The 21,687-nt window shown below is 59.1% G+C and carries 17 protein-coding genes; 11 read left to right on the top strand and 6 right to left on the bottom strand.

The features are described from left to right. Positions 1-44: 44 nt before the first annotated feature. From GWR55_RS10550 to GWR55_RS10540, 3 genes are read left to right on the top strand one after another with little or no spacing between them, the layout of a single operon-like run. Positions 45-1,019, top strand: a complete 975-nt coding sequence (locus GWR55_RS10550; protein ID WP_162402232.1) for an HAD-IIB family hydrolase — start codon at positions 45-47, stop codon at positions 1,017-1,019. 36 nt (positions 1,020-1,055) lie between these two features. Continuing rightward, the gene (locus GWR55_RS10545) at positions 1,056-1,802 is read left to right on the top strand and encodes a lytic transglycosylase domain-containing protein (protein ID WP_162402231.1); all 747 of its coding nucleotides are present in this window, start codon (positions 1,056-1,058) and stop codon (positions 1,800-1,802) included. 30 nt (positions 1,803-1,832) lie between these two features. Then, the gene (locus tag GWR55_RS10540) at positions 1,833-2,897 is read left to right on the top strand and encodes a lysylphosphatidylglycerol synthase transmembrane domain-containing protein (protein ID WP_162402230.1); all 1,065 of its coding nucleotides are present in this window, start codon (positions 1,833-1,835) and stop codon (positions 2,895-2,897) included. 116 nt (positions 2,898-3,013) lie between these two features. Here GWR55_RS10540 and GWR55_RS10535 read toward each other — a convergent pair whose 3' ends face one another. The 3 genes from GWR55_RS10535 to GWR55_RS10525 form a co-directional block, all read right to left on the bottom strand. After that, positions 3,014-4,078 carry a rod shape-determining protein gene (locus GWR55_RS10535; protein ID WP_162402229.1) on the bottom strand — a complete coding sequence of 355 codons (1,065 nt, stop codon included), beginning with the start codon at positions 4,076-4,078 and terminating at the stop codon, positions 3,014-3,016. Between the two features lie 137 nt (positions 4,079-4,215). Then, positions 4,216-5,418, bottom strand: coding sequence for an acyltransferase (locus GWR55_RS10530; RefSeq protein ID WP_162402228.1), 1,203 nt, complete (start codon positions 5,416-5,418; stop codon positions 4,216-4,218). 113 nt (positions 5,419-5,531) lie between these two features. Then, positions 5,532-6,737: an acyltransferase gene (locus GWR55_RS10525; protein WP_162402227.1), complete on the bottom strand. Its 1,206-nt coding sequence runs from the start codon at positions 6,735-6,737 to the stop codon at positions 5,532-5,534. A gap of 62 nt (positions 6,738-6,799) precedes the next feature. Here GWR55_RS10525 and ald point away from each other — a divergent pair, with 62 nt between their 5' ends. Genes ald through GWR55_RS10510 form a run of 3 tightly spaced genes read left to right on the top strand, consistent with a single transcriptional unit; the run spans position 6,800 to position 11,682 of the window. Further along, a complete protein-coding gene (ald, locus tag GWR55_RS10520; protein ID WP_162402226.1) occupies positions 6,800-7,912 on the top strand; it encodes an alanine dehydrogenase in 1,113 nt (370 codons plus the stop codon). A gap of 21 nt (positions 7,913-7,933) precedes the next feature. Beyond that, positions 7,934-10,306, top strand: a complete 2,373-nt coding sequence (locus tag GWR55_RS10515; protein WP_162402225.1) for a PAS domain-containing sensor histidine kinase — start codon at positions 7,934-7,936, stop codon at positions 10,304-10,306. Then, positions 10,303-11,682: a sigma-54 dependent transcriptional regulator gene (locus GWR55_RS10510; protein ID WP_162402224.1), complete on the top strand. Its 1,380-nt coding sequence runs from the start codon at positions 10,303-10,305 to the stop codon at positions 11,680-11,682. Before GWR55_RS10515 ends, GWR55_RS10510 begins: the two co-directional genes overlap by 4 nt. A gap of 82 nt (positions 11,683-11,764) precedes the next feature. Here the strand turns inward: GWR55_RS10510 and GWR55_RS10505 are convergent, their stop codons facing one another. The 3 genes from GWR55_RS10505 to era all read right to left on the bottom strand — a co-directional run bounded on the left by GWR55_RS10505 (position 11,765) and on the right by era (position 15,468). Next, positions 11,765-13,027: a Gfo/Idh/MocA family protein gene (locus GWR55_RS10505; protein ID WP_162402223.1), complete on the bottom strand. Its 1,263-nt coding sequence runs from the start codon at positions 13,025-13,027 to the stop codon at positions 11,765-11,767. Positions 13,028-13,056: 29 nt separating this feature from the next. Next, the gene (locus GWR55_RS10500) at positions 13,057-13,989 is read right to left on the bottom strand and encodes a sugar phosphate isomerase/epimerase (RefSeq protein WP_162402222.1); all 933 of its coding nucleotides are present in this window, start codon (positions 13,987-13,989) and stop codon (positions 13,057-13,059) included. 432 nt (positions 13,990-14,421) lie between these two features. Beyond that, complete coding sequence (gene era / locus GWR55_RS10495) at positions 14,422-15,468, bottom strand: GTPase Era (protein ID WP_162402221.1); 1,047 nt, start codon at positions 15,466-15,468, stop codon at positions 14,422-14,424. 60 nt (positions 15,469-15,528) lie between these two features. Between era and GWR55_RS10490 the strand changes: the two genes are divergently transcribed. From GWR55_RS10490 to rodA, 5 genes are all read left to right on the top strand, one after another. Beyond that, positions 15,529-16,662, top strand: coding sequence for an alpha/beta hydrolase-fold protein (locus GWR55_RS10490; RefSeq protein ID WP_162402220.1), 1,134 nt, complete (start codon positions 15,529-15,531; stop codon positions 16,660-16,662). An 86-nt stretch (positions 16,663-16,748) separates the two neighbouring features. Further along, positions 16,749-18,032, top strand: coding sequence for a rod shape-determining protein MreC (mreC, locus tag GWR55_RS10485; protein WP_162402219.1), 1,284 nt, complete (start codon positions 16,749-16,751; stop codon positions 18,030-18,032). A gap of 5 nt (positions 18,033-18,037) precedes the next feature. Continuing rightward, complete coding sequence (gene mreD / locus GWR55_RS10480; protein ID WP_162402218.1) at positions 18,038-18,562, top strand: rod shape-determining protein MreD; 525 nt, start codon at positions 18,038-18,040, stop codon at positions 18,560-18,562. Positions 18,563-18,599: 37 nt separating this feature from the next. Beyond that, on the top strand, positions 18,600-20,534 hold the full coding sequence (gene mrdA, locus GWR55_RS10475) for a penicillin-binding protein 2 (protein WP_162402217.1): 1,935 nt from the start codon (positions 18,600-18,602) through the stop codon (positions 20,532-20,534). 49 nt (positions 20,535-20,583) lie between these two features. Beyond that, entirely contained in the window at positions 20,584-21,684 is a 1,101-nt protein-coding gene (rodA, locus tag GWR55_RS10470) for a rod shape-determining protein RodA (RefSeq protein WP_162402216.1), read from the top strand. Positions 21,685-21,687: the final 3 nt, after the last annotated feature.

Below are 21,687 nucleotides of genomic sequence, written 5' to 3'. Positions count from 1 at the left end.
TTAGTCTGTCGGGAGTGAAAGATCTCGCGGTGAGAGAATGGGATATGGGTAAAAGCCACCGGTTGCGCATGGTTGCTGTGGATATGGACGGGACGCTGCTGGGACCGGACGGGCAGGTGAGCGCGAGGAACCTTGCCGCCCTGAAGTCTGCCGAACAGGCCGGGGTGGAGGTCGTCGTTGCGACCGGACGGCGGCACAGCTACGCCATGAAGGTGCTGCGGGGGCTGGGGCTGGGCGAGGAAAATGGTCTCATCAGTTCGAACGGAGCGGTCGTGCGCACGCTTGGAGCGCGGCTGGTGAAGCGGACCCTGCTGGAGGAGGAGACAGCGAAGTGGCTGGTGGGCCACATGGACGAGTTTCGGCGGTCGCTGCTGGTCACCTTTGACCGGGTGCAGGCCGATGGCGACGATGTGCATGGGGCTCTGGTGGTTGAAGAGATGGAAGAGCTGAACGGCAGCATCAGCCGGTGGATGGCAGCCAATGAGCCTTATATTGAGCGTGTCGTGCCGATGGAGCATGCCCTCGGACGCGAGGGGCTGATCCAGATGATGTTATGTGGCACGATCGAGCGGATGCGAGAGGCCGAGGCGAAGCTGCTGGGCGACCCGAAGGTTCTGGGAGTGGGCCTGACGCCATTGCGCAGGAGCGAGGTGCGGCGGGAGGGCACAGGAGCTGATCTTGCTCCGGAGGCCGCACTGCACAGGACGGAGTATCCGGAGCGGAATCTGAGCATTGTGGATCTTCTGCCGGCAGGCTGCAGCAAGGGAGGAGCAGTCCTGAGCCTGGCTGAGAGCCGCGGAATCGACCCGGTGGAGATTCTGGCGATCGGCGATAACTGGAATGACGTCTCCATGCTGGAGATGGCGGGACAGGCCGTGTTGATGGCCAACGCCCCGGAAGACCTGAAGGATGTGGGAGCTGCGCGAGGCTGGGTGATGGGCAGGCGCCATACAGAAGATGGCGTAGCGGTTGCCCTGGAGGCAGCGCTGGCCGAGGAGCCACATCCGTCTTTGGTGTAAAGGATCGATCCGGGGCCGGATGATAGGCTTTTGGATGTGAGACTGCGATTCAGGTCGTTCGGCTGGCAGGGCGTTTTGACTGCGATGGCCCTGCTGCCAAGCCCGATGGCACATGCCGCCGAGCATGTAACCCTGCGGAACGGCTTTGAATTGGATTGCGCACGGCAGGAGACGCATGGGGACCATGTGCGGCTCTATCTTGTCTCGCCGGATTCAAGCTCCACCACGGCGAACTACATGGATGTTGCAGCCGATGCAGTCGTGCGGGTCGAGCCGGTTCCCGATAATCCGGTGATTCTCGAAACTCCATCCCCGGCCTCTTCCTCGGCACAGAGCCCCGCAGTCACGACGCTTACGCGGGAAGAGATGCACACGATGCTGGCCAGCGCGGGAGGGCAGCATAATATCGACTCCGATCTGCTGGCGAGCGTGGTCAAGGCCGAGAGCGGTGGGCGTGTTCGAGCCGTCTCCCGGGTTGGCGCACAGGGCCTGATGCAGTTGATGCCTGCGACGGCACAGAAGCTGGGAGTGGAAGACGCCTTTGCGCCGAAGGACAACATCAACGGCGGAACAGCGTACCTGGATATGCTGCTGACCCGCTACCACAATAATGTTGCCCTGGCGCTGGCTGCCTACAATGCCGGACCGGCGGCGGTGGACCGATACCACGGGATTCCTCCTTATGCGGAGACGCGAGCATATGTGGCCCGTGTCATCCGCGAGTTCAACCGCCGAAAGCGAAGCTCGGGCTCGAACGAGCAGGTTGCACGCACGAAGCAATAACGATTAGCAGAAGCGAAGGGAAACTTTTCCATGAAGAGACGAAGCGGAGTCCTGTGGGCGGTTCTTATTGCTGTGCTCGCGGTGATTGTCTTTGTCTATCGCGACCGGATCCATTTCGACTGGAAAAACTTCGGCGAACAGTTGCGGCACATTCAGGGCGGTCACGCCGTCGCGGGAATTGCGCTGATTTACGCGACGTACTGGCTTCGTTCCGTGCGCTGGAGCGTAATGGTAGAGCCTACCAAAAAGGTGAAGGCCAGCGCGTTGATCGGTCCGCAGTTTATCGGGTTTACGGCGGTAGCTCTCTTCGGACGGCTGGCGGACCTGACGCGGCCGTATCTTGTGGCTCGCAAGATCGGGCTTCCGCTCAGCTCGCAGGTCGCGGTGTACACGCTGGAGAGGATGTTCGACCTGGGTGCGGCGGCGGTGATCTTTTCGACGGCACTGGCCTTCATGCCGAAGAATATGCCCCATCAGCAGGTCTTCATGCGCGCCGGGCTGTGGAGCCTGGCATTTACGCTGTTTATCGCGCTGTTCGCTATTGCGGTGCGAGTGGCTGGCGGCGTCGTAGCGGGGTTTGCGAAAGCGGTCCTGAACCCGCTCTCCGAAAACGCCGCGCAAAGCATCGCCGACAAGATCATTGGATTCCGCGAGGGCCTGAATGCGCTGAAGAGCTGGCGGGAGTTGATCGTCGTCACGGTGATCTCGCTGCTGATGTGGGGCATGATCGCTTCAGCGTATGTGCAGACGGCGCATGCCTTCGTCCAGACGCCGGAGCTGGCAAACCTGTCCTTTTCACGGGCCATGCTGCTGATGGCTGCGAGTATTGGAGGAAGTCTGCTGCAGCTGCCTATCGTAGGGTGGTTTACGCAGATTGCCGTAACGGCGGCGGCGATGCACACCTTCTACGGCGCTCCCATTGAGGCGGCGACAGCATGTGGTGCGTTGTTGCTGGTGGTGACCTTCCTCTGCATTATCCCGGCGGGGTTGATCTTCGCGCAGGTGGAACAGGTCAGCCTGAGCAGGATAGCGGCGGAGAGTGAAGAGGCGGGCAAAGAGGCTGATGCAGTTCAGGATGCTTCACCAATGCCGTGACGTCTACTTCATCCTCGGTGGGTAAGCTCTGGCGTCTTCCGCCTTCTGGCCGGACGAAATGAAAAAAGCCCGGCGGTCCGCCGGGCTTTTCCGTGAATGAATCCGTTGAACCAGACTTAATCGATCGAGATCTTCCGCAGAAGGTTGAAGTCGGAGAGCATCTTGCCTGTCCCAAGTACGACCGAGGCGAGAGGATCGTCTGCGATCGAGACTGGCAGCCCCGTCTCTTCGCGGATGCGTTTGTCGAGATTCTTGATCAGGGCGCCGCCGCCGGTCAGCACGATGCCACGGTCGGAGATGTCGGCCGAAAGCTCCGGCGGGGTCCGCTCCAGGGCCACGCGGATGGCATTGATGATCGTCGAGATGCACTCTGATAGCGCCTCGCGAATCTCAGAGTCGTCGATAGTGATGGTCTTTGGCACGCCTTCGATCAGGTTGCGTCCCTTGACCTCCATGGAGAGCGGCTTGTCCAGCGGAAAGGCCGATCCAAGCTGCATCTTGATCTGTTCGCCGGTGCGCTCGCCGATCAGCAGGTTGTACTTACGCTTCAGGTAGGTGATGACGGCCTCGTCCATCTGGTTGCCGGCCATGCGGACGGAGCGCGAGTAGACGATGCCGGCCAGCGAGATGACGGCAATGTCAGTCGTTCCACCGCCGATATCAACCACCATGTTTCCGCCCGCCTCGGTGATTGGCAGACCGGCCCCGATGGCGGCGACCATCGCCTGCTCGACCAGGTGCACCTCCGATGCCTTGGCGCGGTAGGCCGAATCCATGACGGCGCGCTTTTCCACCTGCGTAATCTCGGAAGGAACGCCGATGACGATGCGGGGATGAACCATCATCTTGCGGTTATGCGCCTTCTGGATGAAGTAGTTCAGCATCTTCTCGGTATGCCGGAAGTCGGCGATGACGCCGTCCTTCATCGGCTTGATGGCAACGATGTTACCCGGCGTGCGGCCGAGCATCTCCTTGGCTTCTTTACCGACGGCCTCGACCTCGTTCGTCACCTTGTTGACGGCGATGATGGAGGGCTCGTTGACGATGATGCCCTTGCTGCGGGCAAAGACGAGGGTATTGGCGGTCCCCAGATCAATCGCTAAGTCACTGGAAAACAAGCTGAAAAGAGACCGCATGTTGTGGATGCGGGAGTACCGGGTGTTGAACGAATTCGAGGGCATTCGGGGTGCGGGCCTTCTGATGGACGATAGTTAGGGTTATTGTACGGCGAGATGCAAGCGCTGTGGGGTGCCTGAGACGTCACTGAAGCCCGATTTGGGAGAGCCATTGCCGGCTCATGTCCAGCCTATCCCACGGATCAGGCCTTCAGCTCTTCTGCGAAGTTTGTTTTATGCTCCCGGAGCTCGGAATCGTATTCGAAGTTCTTCTTGAATCGCAGGAAGCGGACTTCGAAGAAGTCGTAGCTGATCTTTGCCACAAAGAACGTCACGACAAAGTTAAGGACATCGGAGATGGCGTTCGCCAGGACGGAGGAGTGAAATCGATGGGTCAGATCGCTGATGAGGGCTGCCCAAGCCCCGGCCCAGAGCAGATGATAGACGTAAAAGCCGTAGCTATACTTGCCCAGTGTCCTCAGGGGTTTCAGGTTGAAGAGGCGGAAAGCGGGGGACCCAGGCCGCAGGGTCGCTCCGATAAGCCCTGCCGACATCAGCGCCAGTAGTGAGAAACCAATGGTGTTTAGCCAGGGAGCGTTTTCCTGGGGGGCAGCGATTGAAAGCCCTATGAAAGCCAGGATCGACGACAGGAAACACCATCTGCATTGCCGCTGCCACGTATCAGAGTTGGGCCCGCGAAGAACAAGCGCCAGGATGGCGCCCAGCAACAGGGAATCCATCCGGAACGGAAGCTGGTGGGCCATCCATGTGTCCAGCTTGGACACGGGAACCGTTGCCACCATGGCGACACGGAGCAACAGCGCCAGAACGGAAAGGCCGCCGGCGATCCGGATCAGCCGAATGCGGTCGCGAACCAGCCACACGACCAGCGGCCAGATAAGGTAGAACTGCTCTTCAACGCACAGGGTCCAGAAGTGCACCAGATGCGCTGACCAGGCTGGATGTGTCGCCGACTGGATCGTCTCAAGCGAGGGGTCTGCCGCCAGGGAGAGGTTTCCCAGGTAAAAAGGAAACAGCGCATGTCCAATCTTCCACTGGTAGTGAAGGATCGGAGTCAGGATCGCGAATATCAGCAGGACGAGGTAGAAGATCGGAAAGATTCGCACGCTGCGTCGGGCAAAAAAGCGCTTGAAGAAGTGCGAGTCCGTTCGTGTGTCGTACAGAATCCCGGTGATCAGAAAGCCCGATAGCGTAAAGAAGAGGTCAACGCCGGTCCATCCTCGCAGCCTGATCTGGTTGATCAGATTTAAAAAAGTGCCGCCATGCGTTCCGCCTCCGTAATGGAAAGCAAAAACCATAACAATGGCCAATGCCCTGATTCCGTCGAGAGCTGGGAACCGCGACTTGAAATCAATGGGGGCGAAGTGTCGTTGGGGAGTTGGCATGTGCTCGCATTCTAATCAGGATAAAGAGCAGTTGAATTCTGTTGTGTGTTGAAGACGGAATTCATCCTCAACGTAGACCATTGCCGGTTCGGATTCCAGACATGGCCGAGTCCTCAGCCCTTGGATTGCACCGCGACAGAAGAGGACTTCTGGTGGGGGCGGTCGGCTCCCAGCAGATTTTCCACCCAGCGCCGCACGCGATCTGTCCGGAACTCGGTAAACGTTGCGATGATCCACGCGTACAGGAGAACTGCAGCCAGAATCACAAGAGCCATTGCGTGGTGGCGAAGATCAGTGGGACTCCACAGGTTATATCCGGCAAAAAGAGCCGTGAGAAACAGCAATGCCGGCATATGAACGACGTAAAGGGTGTAGGAAAATCGTGAGATGTTCCGGGAGAAGTGAGTGAATCGTGAATCCGCAGCTCGTTCACGGGCGGAAAGGATGCTCCAGAAGAAAAAGAAGGTGACAATGCCGAGGACATAATCCTGTTCAAGGCCGGGCAGTGCGTGAACTTTTGTGCTCAGCATCAACAGGACGAAATAAAGCAGCGCGCACGTCGCCCTTATCTTCGGCCCGAAAGAGGGCGGAGGGATACGCGCAAGCAGAGTGCCGGCGAGCCAGACCGGGAAGAGATTAAGCAGGGACGATCGTAAAAACCATGCGAGCGCAAGGAATAGGCATAGATAAATGATCCGGCGAACGAGTGAAACCGGGGTTTTGGAATTGCGTGTAAGAGCCAGCCAAAGAAGTGGAAATAGAAGGTAATACCAGAATTCGTTTGCAAGGCTCCACAGGGATCCATTCGAACCAAAGACCGGCACCAGAACGGTTTGTAGAAACGCCACATTTCCCCAAAAGATATGCGGCGCCAGGGTGTGTGCGATATCGAGACTGTGTGTCTTAGGGCTCGGAACGCTGTAAAGAGTCTGAGTCAGCCGGAGATGCATGCCGGTCCAATCCAGCAGGCCGCCCAGCACCAGTCCTGGAATCAAAACGACCCAGAGGCGGACGAATCTGTGGGTCAGGTAGGATTTCCAGCTCCAGGCGCCTCGATCGACGGATCGAAAAATGCTGCCCCCGATCAGGTATCCGCTCAGAACGAAAAAGATGAGGACGGCCTGATGCCCCGCAGCTGCCAGAACATAGGGGAAAGCGAAAAAAATCCGGTGGGACGGAATCTTCGGATAATCGACAAAGTAAAGAATCTTCCAATGAGAGAGCAGAACCAGTATTGCTGCTAAACCACGGATGAGGTCCAGCAGGACAGAGGCGGTGGTCTGCGGAAAACTGACTGTCTCGCGATTGGGGAGGCCCATACCTAAGGTCAGGATAGCTGAGTGCCTGAAATAGATACAATCAATTCTGGGGTGTCGAGAAGATGATCATTGGGGTCCCGAAGGAAGTAAAGGATCACGAAAGCCGGGTCGGTATCACTCCTGCGGGTGTAAAGGCTCTGGTTGAGGCAGGCCATAAGGTGCTGGTCGAGCATACCGCCGGTGCTCTCTCGGCAATGCCCGACGACGAGTATCAGGATGCCGGAGCTGAGATCGTGGGCTCGGCCTATGATGTCTGGCGGTTGGCCGACATGGTGGTCAAGGTGAAAGAGCCCATTGAAACCGAGTATCGCCACTTTCGCGAGGGACTCGTCCTCTTTACCTACCTGCACCTCGCTCCACTGAAACAACTGACAGATGCTCTGCTTGAAAAGAAGGTTACAGGGATCGCCTACGAGACCGTGCGTGACCGCGCCGGGGCACTGCCGCTGCTGACCCCCATGAGCGAGGTCGCAGGCAGGTTGAGCGTCCAGGTTGGCGCCGAATACCTTACGAAAGAACACGGCGGGCGCGGCTTGCTGCTGGGCGGTGTTCCGGGCGTTCCTCCGGCATCGGTCTGCATCATCGGTGGTGGCATTGTGGGCACCAACGCTGCAAAGATCGCTCTCGGAATGGGTGCCAGGGTCACCCTGATCGACCTGAACCTGAACCGCCTGCGCGAGCTGGACGACATCTTCAACGGGCGCGTCTTTACCGTGGCGTCGAATAGCTACAATATCGCTCGCGCGGCGAGTGAGGCTGACCTGCTGATCGGCGGCGTACTCATTCCAGGTGCGGCTGCTCCAAAGATCGTAACCCGAGCAATGGTCGAAAAGATGAAGAAGGGCGCAGTCATCGTTGACGTGGCCATCGACCAGGGAGGCTGCATCGAGACGGCGCATCCGACCACGCACAGCGATCCTTCCTTCGAGATAAATGGCGTCGTGCATTATTGCGTGACCAATATGCCTGCTGCGGTTCCGAATACCTCGACGCTTGCCCTTACCAACGCCACCTTCCCCTATGTCATGAAGCTGGCGAAGCTCGGAGCCCGTGAGGCCATCCGTGAGGACAAGGGAATCGCAGAGGGAGTCAACACCTATGGTGGCGTGCTGACCTATGAGGCTGTAGCCGCCGCCCAGAAGCGCGACTGGAAGAGCGTGGCAGAGCTGCTGTAGTTTGCCCCGCGGAGGTCTTCGATGAACGATAGCAGGCGGAAGGTACTGAGCATCGCGCTGGGAACCTGCCTGCTTGTGCTGTTTGCGGCCCTGGCAGCTCTCAATGCGTTCAACAAGCGCTTCCTCGATCCGGAGACGACCGGACAGATCTTCATCTACACGGGACTGTCCATCGTCGCCTTCCTGCTGTTTGTCGCAGTGTTGATCATGCTGGTCCGTAACGTGTTGAAGTTATATGCGGATCAGCGCAGCAATGTGATGGGAACCAGGCTGCGCACCCGCATGCTATGGGGGGCAGTCCTCGTCAGCCTGCTGCCCATCTCCTTCATGTTCGCCTTCAGTTATCTGCTGTTGAATCGCGCCGTTGAGCGCTGGTTTTCGCAGCCAGTGACGGAGATGCGTGACGCCAGCACGAACATGGCCTTCGAACTGGCCCGGTACACCACAGCCAATGCGCGTGCAGAGGCCGAATCGATCGCAACCACGCTTCCTGATGTGACCGCCGCGCCACTAGCGGCCTACAGCGCTGAGGTGCAGGGCGTGCTGCGCCGCCATGAGATTACGCTGCAGAGCGGATTTGTCGCTGTCTATCGCGATCAGCAGCTGATCGCATCTTTCCAAGTCCCGGAAGGCAGTGCCGTCGTGCGGGTAAAACCCTGGGCGCCTGAGTCCGCTTCGGATAATAGCCAGAAGAAAGGCGGCGAAATTGTCTCCTCCAACGGAGGCATCTCGCGAAACGGAGCTATCTTCGCCACTGCGCGGCGCAGCGACACGCCCGTCTTCAGCGTGGGCGATACAGATTATGCCCTCGGCACGGCGACGGCGCGGGATAGCGTGATGGTCGTGGTTGGGCTGCCCATGCCCCATGGTCTTGCGGACACAATGTCGACGCTTCGTTCAGCGGCCGATACTTACTGGACGCTCTTCCGCAGCCGGCGCCAGCTTCGCAATCTTTACATGCTCCTGCTGCTGATGATGACGTGCCTCGCGCTGTTCTCCTCCAGCTGGCTCGCGCTGCATCTTTCAAAACAGGTCACCAAACCGGTAGAGGCCCTGGCCGATGCGATGGCCGCCATCGCTGCCGGCGATTACGCTCGCCGCGTCCAGGAGAGCGCCACGCAGGAGCTTGGCGAACTGGTTCGCAGCTTCAATCTCATGGCCGCCGATCTTGAAGGTAGCCGCCGGGCGGTAGAGGAATCTACCGTGCAGTTGAGCGCGGCCAATGCAGCGCTGGAGGCCCGTCGCGGCGAACTGGAAACCATGCTCGAGACGATCCCCAACGGGGTCGCAATGCTCGACTCCGATCGCAGGATACTGCTGACAAATCGTGCTCTCAGTGAACTGATCGATCCGGGAGGACAGAGGCCGTTTCTCGGCCTGGCTATCAAAGAGGTATTTCCCGCTGATCTGGTCGAACTTCTTGATCGGCTGATTCGCCGCAGTCACCGCATGGGCACGGCGTCAAGCGAGATCGAGCTGGCGGCGCCTCACTCGGAGGGATTGAGCGGCACCCTCAATCTTCTGATTACCGTGGCTCTACTGGAGACGGCCGCCATCAAGGAACGGCCAAGGCGCGAACATCGCGGCTACGTACTGGTGATTGAAGATGCGACCGAACTGCTGCATGCGCAGAAGCAATCGGCATGGAAAGAGGTTGCGCGTCGCGTCGCCCACGAGATCAAGAATCCGCTGACTCCCATCGGCCTGAGCGCAGAACAAATTCGACGTCACATCGATCGCCTCTCAGAGACGCTGCGCTTCCACCAGATTGAATCGCCGTCGCCGCAGGTCATTCGCCGCTGCAGCGAGGTCATCTCCGGCTCGGTTGAAAGTATGCGGTCGCTCGTTGATCAGTTCTCTGCGCTGGCGGAGTTTCCAACCGCCAAACCCCGCCCTGCCGACCTCAACACCATCGTCGAAAACTCGCTGGCGATGTTTGCCGGACGGATGCAGACGATTACAGTGATTCAGCGGATGGCGAGGGGACTTCCGCTGGTGATGGCAGATCCCGAGGCCCTCAAGCGTGCGCTCGGCAACCTGATCGATAACGCCGCCGAGGCGATGCAGTCCAGCCTGCTGCGCGAGCTGCGGATTTCGACCGGTCTGCTCGAAAACGGCATGGTCGAGCTGACTGTCGCCGATACAGGCTCAGGGCTGACCGACGAGATGCGCGAAAGGCTGTTTCTCCCATATTTCTCCACCAAGGAGCGGGGCACCGGCCTCGGCCTTGCGATCGCGGCAAAGATCGTTCAGGAGCATCAGGGGACCATCCGGGCCGAAAAGAATGTTCCCGCAGGAGCGAAGTTCATCATTGAGCTGCGCCCTGCCATCGGCCAGGATGGCGAATCGGAGACGGCAGCCGTGGTAAGCGGAGATGGAGGTGTTACGGCGTGAACCATGTACTGATCGTCGATGACGAGGCAGAGATTCGCGAATCGCTCGAAGGTATTCTTCGCGAGGAAGGATACCTGGTGACTACTTGCGCGACCGCGAGTGAGGCGCTGGAGCTGATTCGCGATGCCGACTACGACGTCGTCCTGCTCGACATCTGGCTGCCGGACCGTGACGGCCTGGAGACGCTGGGCGAGATTCGCAGGATGGAAAGCCCCGGTGTTCCCGAGGTCGTCATTGTCAGCGGACATGGAACCATCGAAGCCGCCGTGCGGGCCACCAAGCTTGGCGCCTACGACTTCCTTGAAAAGCCTCTGTCGCTCGAGCGCACGCTGATTGTGATCGGCAACGCCATGCGTGCCCGCCAGATGCGCGCTGACAACGCCGAGTTTGCGCGGCAACTCTCTGCAAAGGGCAACGTGACCGGACAGAGCGTCGCCATGAAGGCCCTGCGGCAGCAGATTCAATTGATGGCCCCGACCAACGGACGCGTGTTGATCTTCGGCGAGAGCGGCACCGGAAAAGAGCTGATCGGAAGAGCCATGCACGCAGCCAGCTTGCGTAAGGATCGTCCCTTCATCGAACTCAACTGCGCCGCCATCCCCGAGGACTATATCGAGAGCGAACTCTTCGGCTACCGTCACGGCGCCGTGCCCGGCGGGCCTCCGGAGAAACGCGGCACCTTCGAGCGCGCCGACGGCGGCACGCTGTTTCTCGACGAGGTCGGCGACATGAGCCTCAAGACGCAGGCCAAGGTGCTTCGCGCTCTCGATGAGCAGCGATTCCTTCCCGTGGGCGCATCTCACCCGGTTCACGTCGATGTGCGTGTGATCGCTGCCACCAACAAGGACCTTGAAGAAGAGATCGCCCGCGGCAACTTCCGTGAGGACCTCTTCTATCGCCTGAATGTTATTCCGTTCTACGTGCCTCCTTTGCGCGATCGCAAAGAAGACATCCCGCTGCTTGTGAAGGAGTTCCTCGACGAGTTCGGGCCGCGCTATGGCCGCCCCCGGCTGGAGATGACCGAAGAGGCGCTGAATGCTCTGCGCCAATATCACTGGCCCGGCAACGTTCGGGAGCTTCGCAACCTTGTCGAGCGAGTCCTCATCCTCAATCCCAAGGTGCATCGCATCGAAAAGAAGCATCTGCCGATGCTGGTCTATCGTGGCCCCAAGTTGACGGAGTCCGGCAGGATCAACACGAAGACTGACGAGTTCTCAACCCTCGTTGAAGCGCGCGAAGCGTACGAGCGCGAGTTCATCCTCAAAAAGCTGGACGAAGTCCACGGCAACGTCAGTCGCGCAGCCGAAGGCCTTGGGCTGGAACGCAGCCATCTCTATCGCAAGATGAAGGCTCTCGGCGTAAACATGAAGGAATAGCCACAGAGCTGCTCTCGCTCCGGTGTCGTCGCTGATACCTCGTCATTCTGAGCAATGCGAAGAATGACGGATCAGAAGATCACTAAGTGAACTGCTTCAGATCCATTCCGAGCGAATAGGCCTCCGTGTCGGCCTCGATCTCCTGCCACGTGACGCTGCGCCCCGTCTCTGCGGATTTACGTGCCATCATGCAGCTGCGGGCAGTGTCGACTCCTGCTGCGATCTGATTCTGCAGCTTGCCCGATACGATGCTCTGTACGAAGTCCTGGTCCTTCATGGAGTCGGCTTCCGCCAGATTGTCGCTGAACGATCCGTTCGCAGCAAACTGCCCTGTGCTGACGCCGTTGCCGGAGCTCCACACCCACGGCTGCGTGCCGCGTATCTGGAGGGCTCCGCTGTAAGGGGCATCGGCAAGTCCTTCGGAACCGAAGAAGCGTTCGGAAACATCGAAGAAGTTGTTCTTGTTGAACTGCGTCGATGAGAAGCTCAGCTCCACACCGTCCGGATAGGTGAAGATCACCTCGTAGTTGTCGGACGTATTGCCCGGGTTCTTGACGACCTTGCGGCTGCTCTTCGCAAACGCGGACACCGGATGCGTCTTCATCACCCAGTTGCAGACATCGATGACGTGAATGTTCTGCTCCAGCAGAATGTCGCCCGAGAGGTTCCGGTACAGCAGCCAGTTGCGAAGGCGATACTCATCGGACGAAGGCGCTCCCTTGTCGACCATGACCGCAGGGGGAGCGTTGTAGAACGCTGCGATCTGCGCGATATCTCCTATCTGACCGGAATGAATCCGTCGCGTAAGCTCCACGAACGGCGGTGCGGAGCGAATCTGGAATCCGACAGCCATGCTTACCTTGCCGTTCTCGCGGCGGGCGATATCAAGAGCGCGACGGGTCTGCGGAACATCGACTCCCGTCGGCTTCTCGCAATACGCATGCTTGCCTGCGGCCGTAACGGTATCGAGGTGCTCGATATGAAAGAACGGTGGCGTCGAGATCTGCACGGCATCGACGTCCTTGCAGGCTGCGATGGCGTGGGAAGCCTCGTGCCCGCGAAACATGCGCTGTTTGTCGATGGACGGAAGATTGAGCGATGCATTCACAGCATCGAAGTGCGTCTTCGCGGTTGCGAGCTGGTCCGGGAAGATGTCGGCCAGCGCGACGATCTCCACGCCCGCATTCTTCGCAAACGAGGTTGCGACAGAGGTTCCTCTCCGGCCGCATCCCAGCAATCCCCAGCGAACCCGCGAATTGGCCGCATATCCGAATGCAGTCTCCGGTTTTACGATCATCAATCCGTATGCGGTAGCAGCTCCCTGCACAAACTTCCGTCGATCCATTCGCGATTTCCTTTTTATATGGCTTTTGTCTACGAGATCTTTTGTTGGGCGAGAATCCGTTCGAGGTACATCTTCTCCTCGCGGACATCCTCAATCTGCTGCGGTCCTGAGGTCTCGCGCTCGATGGTGACGGCACCCTGATAGCCCACAGCTTTCAGACCGCTGAAGACTGCGGCGAAGTCGACCTCACCCTTCCCGATCACGACCTCCTGGCCCAGTTCCATGGGATTCGTGGGCCACTTGCCATCCTTCGCATGCATGGCGCGGATGTACGGCCCAAGGATCTTGATCGCATCGACAGGGTTTGCCTTGCCGTACAGAATCAGGTTGGCCGTATCGAGGCCCACACCCAGAGCAGGATGATTGACGTCCTTAATCACCCGCAACATGGTCGTAGGGGTCTCCTGGCCGGTCTCCATAAGGAAGCTCTGTCCGTTCCCGGCGCAGTGCAGTGTCAGCTCTTTAATCGCCGCAACGGTTTCCGGATAGAGCGGGTCTCGCGGATTCTCCGGCATAAAGCCGCAGTGCGTCTGAATCTTGTCGATTCCGAGCTGCTTTGCAAAGTCCGAGGTCTGCTTGAGCGCGTCGATGCGTGCAGCGCGATACTTCGGCGGAACGATGCCGATCGTCGAGGGGCCATCGAGGAAGTTCCATTTCAGCGGCTCCGGGCGCACCACCTCAGCGGTCGTCGCAATGACCTGGTGCTTGTCGAGGGAGTCGCGCATCCTGCGCACCAAATCCGGCGTGAACTTGCCGATGTAGTCGTCCACGGAGAGGAAGCACGTGGAGAGGCCGAGCCGGCGCACCAGCGCGATCTTCTCTTCAGGATTGGGAAACGGTTTGATCAGCAGGCCGAGCGTGAATGGTTTGTACTTCGTCGCCGTTTCAGCCCTTGCAACGACCGGCAGCGCCGCAGCCGCGGTCGCCTGTGCCGCAAACTTCACAAATTTTCTGCGATTCATCTCCCAGCCGGAATTGTTATCGCGCAACCGTCTCCACCTTTCTCCGTTGTTCTGTCCTAATGCGGGCTGGTCCTGCATTCCGTTATCGCTAACGCCGGAACCGCAATCTCCGAGCCGTAGTCTCGCAATTCTATAGATGCGAGGAGGATATGAACTCCCCGGAGGGGCGTCAAGTCGCACCGCGCATTCCTCGGATGAGTCATCCGACTGGTCATGGAACATCCGTTCTTTTTGAAGGTGTCATTCCGACCGTAGCGCAGCGGAGTGGAGGAATCTGCTGTTCTCCCGGGACTCCTCCTGGCTCCGGTGGAGAAGCAGATTTCTCCACTGCGCCTCTCACGCTAAAACGGTGAGAGGCTTCGGCCGAAATGACACCTTTAGAGATATTCCGTAAATCAAATGCAAGCAGACGGTGAGTTGGATGACAGTCCCTTACTCCTTGGGCTGCTTCATGGCGATCTCTTCCAACTGCCGCCGCCAGTCGAGGTCCTCAACAAAGCTGCTGGAGCTTCTCCAGTCTTCCTGCACCTTGACGAACAGCTCCAGGAAGACCCGCGTGCCCAGCAGCGATTCGATCTCTTTGCGCGCAGTCGTGCCGATGCGCTTCAGCATCTCGCCGCCCTTGCCGATCAGGATTGCCTTCTGTCCGGCGCGCTCGCAGAAGATCGCCGCGGCGATCTTTGTGACCGGCAGCTTGCCATCCTTCATCTTCCTCATTGAGGCGGGTTCTTCAAACTTTTCGACGACGACCGCCGTGGCGTAAGGAACCTCCTCCCCCGTCAGCAGCAGAATCTTTTCGCGAATGATCTCAGCGACAAGAAACCGCTCCGGCTGATCGGTCAGCTGATGCTTCGGGAAATAACGCCTGCCCTCCGGCAGCTTCGCCACGACCTGGTCCAGCAGAAGATCTAAACCTTGTTTTTTTCGGGCTGAGATCGGAATGACCGCCGCGAAGTTATGGAGTGAGCTCCAGTGCGCGATCAGCGGCAGCAGATCGGCCTTTGGAACCGCATCGATCTTGTTCAGCACTAGGATCACGGGACAGGTAAGCGTCTTCACAAAGGACAAGGCAAACTCGTCCTCGGCCGCGGAGAGCTTCCGTTTTGCCGCTCCCGGCGACTTATCCTCTCGGTCGTTTTCCTCGCGCGGAAGCCGATGTGTCGAGTCCACCAGGAACAGCACCAGGTCGCGCGACTCCAGTGCATCCTGCACCTCCTGCATCATGCGTCGGTCCAGGTGTGTGGCTGCTTTATGGATGCCGGGGGTATCGACCAGCACAACCTGTGACGCCGGCCGGCCCGGATCGGTGCGGCTCTTCTTGCGCAGCGGCGCCTCCAGCACCCCATGAATGCGCGTGCGCGTCGTCTGCGGCTTATGGGTAACGATGGCTAGCTTCTGGCCAAGCAGCGCATTCAGCAGAGTTGATTTGCCCGCATTGGGGCGGCCGATGATAGAGACGAAACCGGAGCGAAATGGCATCCCATCTATTATGCGCTGCACATTCAGGATTACAGGCGACATCCGCTACACTTGTCGTTGATGACCTGCCGTTCCAACAAGGTATGCAAGGCATTCCGCACCTGGGTCCTGGTCATCCTGGGACTTTTTCTCAGCCGTCCAGTGCCCGCGCAGCCCGCGCCCAGTTTTCGATCGACCGAGATTCACGCTGACCATACTGTCACCTTTCGCTACTTCGCGCCTGCAGCCAGAAGTGTAGAGCTGGTCCTTGAAAATCGCGCTGCCCGCATTCCGATGCATAAAGAGCCAAATGGCATATGGAGCGTTACCACTGGACCTCTGCGCCCAGAGATCTACGGTTATCGTTTCGCCCTCGACGGCAAGCCTCAGACCGTGCACGATCCTCAGAGCTCCTCGAGGCGCTACGGAAACGATCTTCTGCTGATCCCGGGACGTCCACCGGAGCCCTGGGAGCAGGCAAGTGCTCCTCGCGGTGCCGTGACCACGCACGAGTACGTCACAAAATACGTCGTCGGTCTGCCGGGGAACCGCAGCAGCTTCGTCGTCTATACCCCACCCGGATACGACCCGAAAGCGAAGCCCTATCCTGTCCTCTATCTGCTGCACGTCTGGGGAGATCGTCCGGACAGTTGGAACCGCTTCGGCCAGGCCAACCTGATCCTCGACAACCTGATCGCTCAGAAGAAAGCCCGGCCCATGATCGTCGTCATGCCGCTGGGATACGGCGAGATGCATTTTGCCGACGACTACGACCTATGGAACGATCCGGCTGCGGTGAAGCGGAATCTGCGGCTGTTTGAAAAGGCTCTGCTCAACGAAGTCATGCCTCAGGTCTCGTCGACGTATAACGTTCGCAAAGATCCTGAGGGAACCGCTATCCTGGGGGCGTCCATGGGCGGGCTGGAGAGCATGATGATCGGGCTGGGCCATCCGGAACGCTTCGGATGGGTTGGCGGTGAGAGCTCCGCATTGAAAGATCTGAAGTTCGACGTCGACCTGTTACACTTTAGCCCCTCTGCCAGACCTGTTTGGATGGTCTGCGGCAAGGATGATGAACTGCTGGAGAGCAATCGCCGCCTGGCCGCCTGGCTCAGCAAAAAAGGACAGAAGGTCCAGCTCGAGGAGCCTGAGGGAACGCACAGCTATATCCTCTGGCGCGAGGGGCTGGTCCGGTTTGCCTCAACTCTCTTCTGATCGCTTCCAATCTGGGCTTGTGACCCAAAAGCGCTATACCCCGGAGTCTGCACGGGATCGACACTCGCGGGATAATTAAGAAATCCATGGAGTCCTTCTTCACACGATTCAAAAATGTGCTGGTCCTGGTGATTGTGCTGTTGGCGCAGACCATCGGTCTGGCCATCCAGGTACGCCAGGCTCCCGACGGCGGCGCGCCGGAAGGGAAGAAGGTTACTCTGCTTCGCACCTGGGTTGTCGGAGCGATCGCACCTGTGGAAAAACTCTTTCATGGAGTCGGTTTCAACATCCGCTATGCCTGGTCCAACTACATCGACCTTCGCAATACCCGTCAGCAGAACCGGGAGCTGAAAGACGAGGTGGCCCGCCTCCGTCTGGAACAGGCAGAATTGGCGCAGGATGCTCTGCAGGGGCAGCGCCTTCAGACCCTGTTGAACTTCCAGCGTCATTATGTAACCTCCACCGTGGCGGCCCAGGTCATCGGCACCAGCGGCACCGATCAATCCCGTATTCTCTACATTGATAAAGGCAGTGAGGATGGGTTGAAGGTGGACCAGGCCGTTATCACGCCCGATGGCATCGTCGGCAAGATCCGGGAGACGATGTCGCATACCTCCCAGGTTCTGCTGATTAACGATCTCAGCTCTGGCGCCGGTGTTTTGCTGGCCTCCACCCGCATCCGGGGAATCCTGCACGGCAGTCAGGAAGGCCACGTCGTGATCAATAATCTGACCCCGGACTCCCGCATCAAGCCGGGGGAGAGGGTGTTGACCTCGGGTGGCGACCAGATCTACCCGCGCGGGCTCAACGTTGGAACAATTGAGTCCATCACGCCCGATCCCGACCACCAGCCCTACACCCTGATCGCCATCAAGCCGTCTGCTAACCTCTTCCAGCTCGAGGAGGTTCTCGTGATCACCGGAACCCAGGACCAGCTTCCTTCTCTGGCCCAGAAGGACCTGGCTAAAGGTGCGGCCACAGCGAAGCAGATGGAAGAGGAAAAGGCCGCTGCAGAAGAGGCGGCCGAGGAGGCTGCTGCCCAGTCGGCAGCACAGATCATCGCCGAAAAACTGCCCAGCCTTCATGAAGACCAGAAGCCGGCGGACGGCACCGCCCCGGTTACTCCTGCGACCGTCAATCTTCCCGTCCCGAAACCGGTTCCCACGCTCCATCCCGACCGTTACACCCCCGGAGCGACGCCTCCGGCCTCTTCTCTGAAGCCGGGAGCAGAAAATCAGGAGACGACCTACCCGGCAGCTCCGACACCTTCAGCTCAACCCAGCCGCGAACAGAATTCCAGTGCGGCTCCAACTGCGCCGGGGGAAACGGAGCTCCGCCCCAAGCCGGCGGACCCCGGTCCTGACAACTGATCTCTATGCCCAGCCTCAGCTATACATCCCGCCGAGAGATCGAGGAGCACAGCTTCTCCCCTGTGGTGGCCCTGTTGGTTCCCGTGGCCGCTGTCGTCCTCCAGGTCCTGCTGTCCAAACTTTACTGGCGCTTTTCCATGCTGGACCTTCCGCTCATCGTGGTGATCTTCTTTGCCGTCTCTCGGCGCAGCCCCGCGGTCGGAACCATCACAGGAGCCGCGATCGGGTTGCTGCAGGATGCACTGACCGCCCGTCCCATCGGGGTCAATGGCATGGCGAAGTCGGTCATCGGTTATATTGCGGCCAGCATCGGAATTCAGGTGGATGTCGACAATCTCACCACCCGTTTTCTGATGAACTTTGTCTTTTCGATCCTCAGCAGCCTGATTCTCTTTCTGATCGACCGCAGGCTGCTGGGGCTTACGCAGCTCCACCTGTACTGGGGGCAGGAGCTTCTGCGCGCCCTGGCGAACGCATTCATCGCTATCCCTGTCTTCCTTTTGCTGGACAGGACCAAGCGAGCGGAGTGACCGTCGTGTTCGTCAAAGTCTCATACCCTGGAGAGATATGGAACTGAATCCGCAAACCGAGCTGGCCGCGGGAAAGGCAGAGAAGCTGCCGGTGGCCAAACTGCATATCGCCCAGTACATCGTGGCCGCGGTCCTGCTCGTCCTCTCCATCGGTCTGTGGCGGCTTGAGGTCGTCAGCGCCGACAACTTCCGCGCGCTGGCCCAGGCCAACCGCATCCGCAAGGTTCCAGTCATGGCGCCTCGGGGAAGGCTCTTCGACCGCGAGGGACGCCTTCTGGTCGACAACTATCCGTCCGTCTCCTGCTATCTTTTGCGCGAACAGATAAAAGACCTGAATGCTGATCTTCCCATGATCGCCGCGGGACTTCACCTCACAGTCGAGCAGATCCAGGCGGCGGTCAAGCGTTTTCAATCGGCGCCGAAGTATCAGCCCATTCCGCTCAAGCAGGACATCACTCCCGACGAACAGGCATTTATCGAGGCCCACCGTAACGAGCTTCCAGAGCTTGAGACCCTTGAGGAGCAGCGCAGGGTCTATCCGCGCGGTGGCTTCGCCGCACACCTGATCGGCTACGTGGGCGAGATTTCCGAAGAAGACCTTAATAAGGAGAAGTACGCCTTCTACCAGCCCGGCGACGTCGTCGGAAAGTCCGGCGTCGAGGCCACGTACGACGCTCTTCTGCGAGGCGTCGATGGAAGCCGCGATGTCATCGTCAACTCTCACGGAAAAGAGATCGGGCAGATGGGCGAGACGATGGCCATCCCCGGCAAGGATATTCGCCTGACCATTGACCTCGACGTCCAGATGGCAGCCGAGAAGGCGATGGAGGGCAAAACCGGCGCCGCCATCGCGCTGGACCCGCATACGGGTGAGATTCTGGCGCTGGTCTCCCGGCCCACCTTCGATCCCAACGAATTCTCCGTCCGGCTCAGCCGAAGCTACTGGAACGAGATTCTCAACAACCCCGACCATCCTCTGCTGGATAAGGCGATCCAGGCGCAGCTCGCTCCCGGATCGACCTTCAAGATCATCATGTCCTACGCCGGGCTTGAGGAGAACGAGGCCCAGAACCTGCGCGTCATGTGCAACGGCGGGGCCACCTTCTACGGTCATTTCTTCGCCTGCGACAAGCGCCACGGGATGGTCGACATCGATCATGCGATCCCGTGGTCGTGTGACGTCTTCTATTACACGCTGGCCAACAAGCTTGGGATCGACACCATCGCGAAGTACGCGGATGCACTTGGCTTCGGTGAGAGAACGGGGGTGGATCTGCCCGACGAGGCGGCTGGCACGATGCCCTCAACTGCCTGGAAGATGAAGACCTTTCACGAGAAGTGGTACGCCGGCGAGGTGATCTCCGTCGGCATCGGCCAGGGAGCCGTTGCCGCGACGCCTCTCCAGCTTGCCAGGGCCATCGGGGGCATCGCCTCAGGCGGCATTCTGCATCGTCCGCATCTTGTCTTTCCCGATGAGGTTCCACCCGATCAGCTTGAGGCTATCCATGAGACCTTCCCAGGCTCGGGAGAGAAGACGGTCCCCATGACTTCGGAGAACTGGCAGATCATCACCGATGCGATGGCCGCAACAACCGTCACCGGGACCGCCGCGGCCTCGCACCTGGAGGGAATCGACTTTGCCGGCAAGACCGGTACGGCGCAGGTGATGAGCCATGCAGCCCTCGCGCGCAGCGGTGGCGGCCACAAGACCGTTCCGAACGCGTGGTTTGTGGGAATGGCCCCGCGTCGGAATCCGGACATTGTCGTCGCTGTTCTGTGGGAGAACGGCGACTGGGGAGCAAACTCCGCCAAGCTCGGCGCCCAGATCATCAATGCCTACGTCACCAAGCAGCGCCGTAGGGAAAATAATCTCCGCATCGCCCAGGCTGCTCCACCTGCTCCATCTGGTGTCGCTACCCCCGGCCAGAATGGCGAACCAGCCTCCCCCGAGGGAGCGCCGCAAAGCAACTAAACATTTCGACCGCGTTCAACTCAAACTACACTGATACAACACTCTGAAGATGTTTCGTCTCTCCTCTTATCGCGATTTTGACTGGGTCCTGCTCGGATTCGTAGTCGTGCTGTCGGTGATCAGCGTGCTCGAGATCAAGTCCGCGACGGTGCACACCAAATTCCACGGCTTTGACCACAAGCAGATCGGCTTTCTTGCCATTGGTCTGGTGCTGATGTTCCTGATCTCGATGATCGACTACCATCGGCTGCTCGACATCGCTCCCTGGGCCTATGGAATTAGTATCCTCTCCCTGCTTGCGGTCAAAGTTGCCGGTCAGAAAGTCCTTGGCGCGCGCCGCTGGATCAATCTCGGAGGAGGAATTCACTTTCAGCCCTCTGAGTGGGTCAAGCTGGTCCTCATCATCGTCGCTGCCCGTTATTTCTGGAATCTTGCCGGCAAGGAGCTGTCTTGGCGCGACATCGGAAAGGCAGTCGCCCTCATCTGCGTCCCCATGGGGCTCGTTTTGACCCAACCTGACCTGGGAACCTCCCTGACCTACTTCCCCATCCTTGTTTCAGGGCTGTTTCTAGGAGGAATCCGTCCGAAGCAGATTGGGGTTATCGCCCTGATGGTCGTCCTTTTGGGAGGAATCGCCTGGAAGAGCGGGAAGCGCCTCAAGCCCTACCAGCAGGCCCGTATCAACGCCTTTCTCGATCCGGACTCCGATCCCAGGGGCTCGGGATACCAGATCCGGCAATCTCTGATCGCCGTCGGCTCCGGGGGGATTTGGGGCAAAGGCGCCAACAAGGGAACTCAGACCCAGGGCGACTTCCTTCCCATTCCCTACACGGACTTTATCTTTGCTGCTTTCTGCGAGGAACACGGTTTTGTCGGAGCCATGGGGGTCCTGCTGCTCTACTTCCTCATCCTGATGCGCCTGATCCAGAACGCCCAGACGGCGGCCGATCTTCCCGGTACGTACATCATCATGGGGACCGTTGCGGTCATCCTGTTTCAAATCTTTGTCAACATTGGTATGGTGGTCGGACTGATGCCGGTCACGGGCATTCCGCTTCCGCTAATGAGCTACGGCGGATCGTCCATCCTGTTCACCTTCCTCGCGCTGGGAATTGTAATGAACGTCAGGATGCGTCGCTTCGTGAACTAGGGT

Origin of the sequence: Edaphobacter sp. 12200R-103, assembly GCF_010093025.1 — a bacterium.
In the GTDB taxonomy this organism is placed as follows: Bacteria; Acidobacteriota; Terriglobia; order Terriglobales; family Acidobacteriaceae; genus Edaphobacter.
This window is presented reverse-complemented; position numbering and strand designations above follow the sequence as displayed.

Coding starts and splice junctions, on each gene's coding strand:
- GWR55_RS10525 (WP_162402227.1), bottom strand. CDS start 6,737: ATGGGCCTCCCCAATCGCGAGACAGTCAGTTTTCCGCAGACCACCGCC.
- mreC (WP_162402219.1), top strand. CDS start 16,749: ATGGAGTCCTTCTTCACACGATTCAAAAATGTGCTGGTCCTGGTGATT.
- mreD (WP_162402218.1), top strand. CDS start 18,038: ATGCCCAGCCTCAGCTATACATCCCGCCGAGAGATCGAGGAGCACAGC.
- GWR55_RS10500 (WP_162402222.1), bottom strand. CDS start 13,989: ATGAATCGCAGAAAATTTGTGAAGTTTGCGGCACAGGCGACCGCGGCT.
- GWR55_RS10540 (WP_162402230.1), top strand. CDS start 1,833: ATGAAGAGACGAAGCGGAGTCCTGTGGGCGGTTCTTATTGCTGTGCTC.
- rodA (WP_162402216.1), top strand. CDS start 20,584: ATGTTTCGTCTCTCCTCTTATCGCGATTTTGACTGGGTCCTGCTCGGA.
- GWR55_RS10505 (WP_162402223.1), bottom strand. CDS start 13,027: ATGGATCGACGGAAGTTTGTGCAGGGAGCTGCTACCGCATACGGATTG.
- ald (WP_162402226.1), top strand. CDS start 6,800: ATGATCATTGGGGTCCCGAAGGAAGTAAAGGATCACGAAAGCCGGGTC.
- mrdA (WP_162402217.1), top strand. CDS start 18,600: ATGGAACTGAATCCGCAAACCGAGCTGGCCGCGGGAAAGGCAGAGAAG.
- GWR55_RS10535 (WP_162402229.1), bottom strand. CDS start 4,078: ATGCCCTCGAATTCGTTCAACACCCGGTACTCCCGCATCCACAACATG.
- GWR55_RS10550 (WP_162402232.1), top strand. CDS start 45: ATGGGTAAAAGCCACCGGTTGCGCATGGTTGCTGTGGATATGGACGGG.
- GWR55_RS10490 (WP_162402220.1), top strand. CDS start 15,529: ATGACCTGCCGTTCCAACAAGGTATGCAAGGCATTCCGCACCTGGGTC.
- GWR55_RS10530 (WP_162402228.1), bottom strand. CDS start 5,418: ATGCCAACTCCCCAACGACACTTCGCCCCCATTGATTTCAAGTCGCGG.
- GWR55_RS10515 (WP_162402225.1), top strand. CDS start 7,934: ATGAACGATAGCAGGCGGAAGGTACTGAGCATCGCGCTGGGAACCTGC.
- era (WP_162402221.1), bottom strand. CDS start 15,468: ATGCCATTTCGCTCCGGTTTCGTCTCTATCATCGGCCGCCCCAATGCG.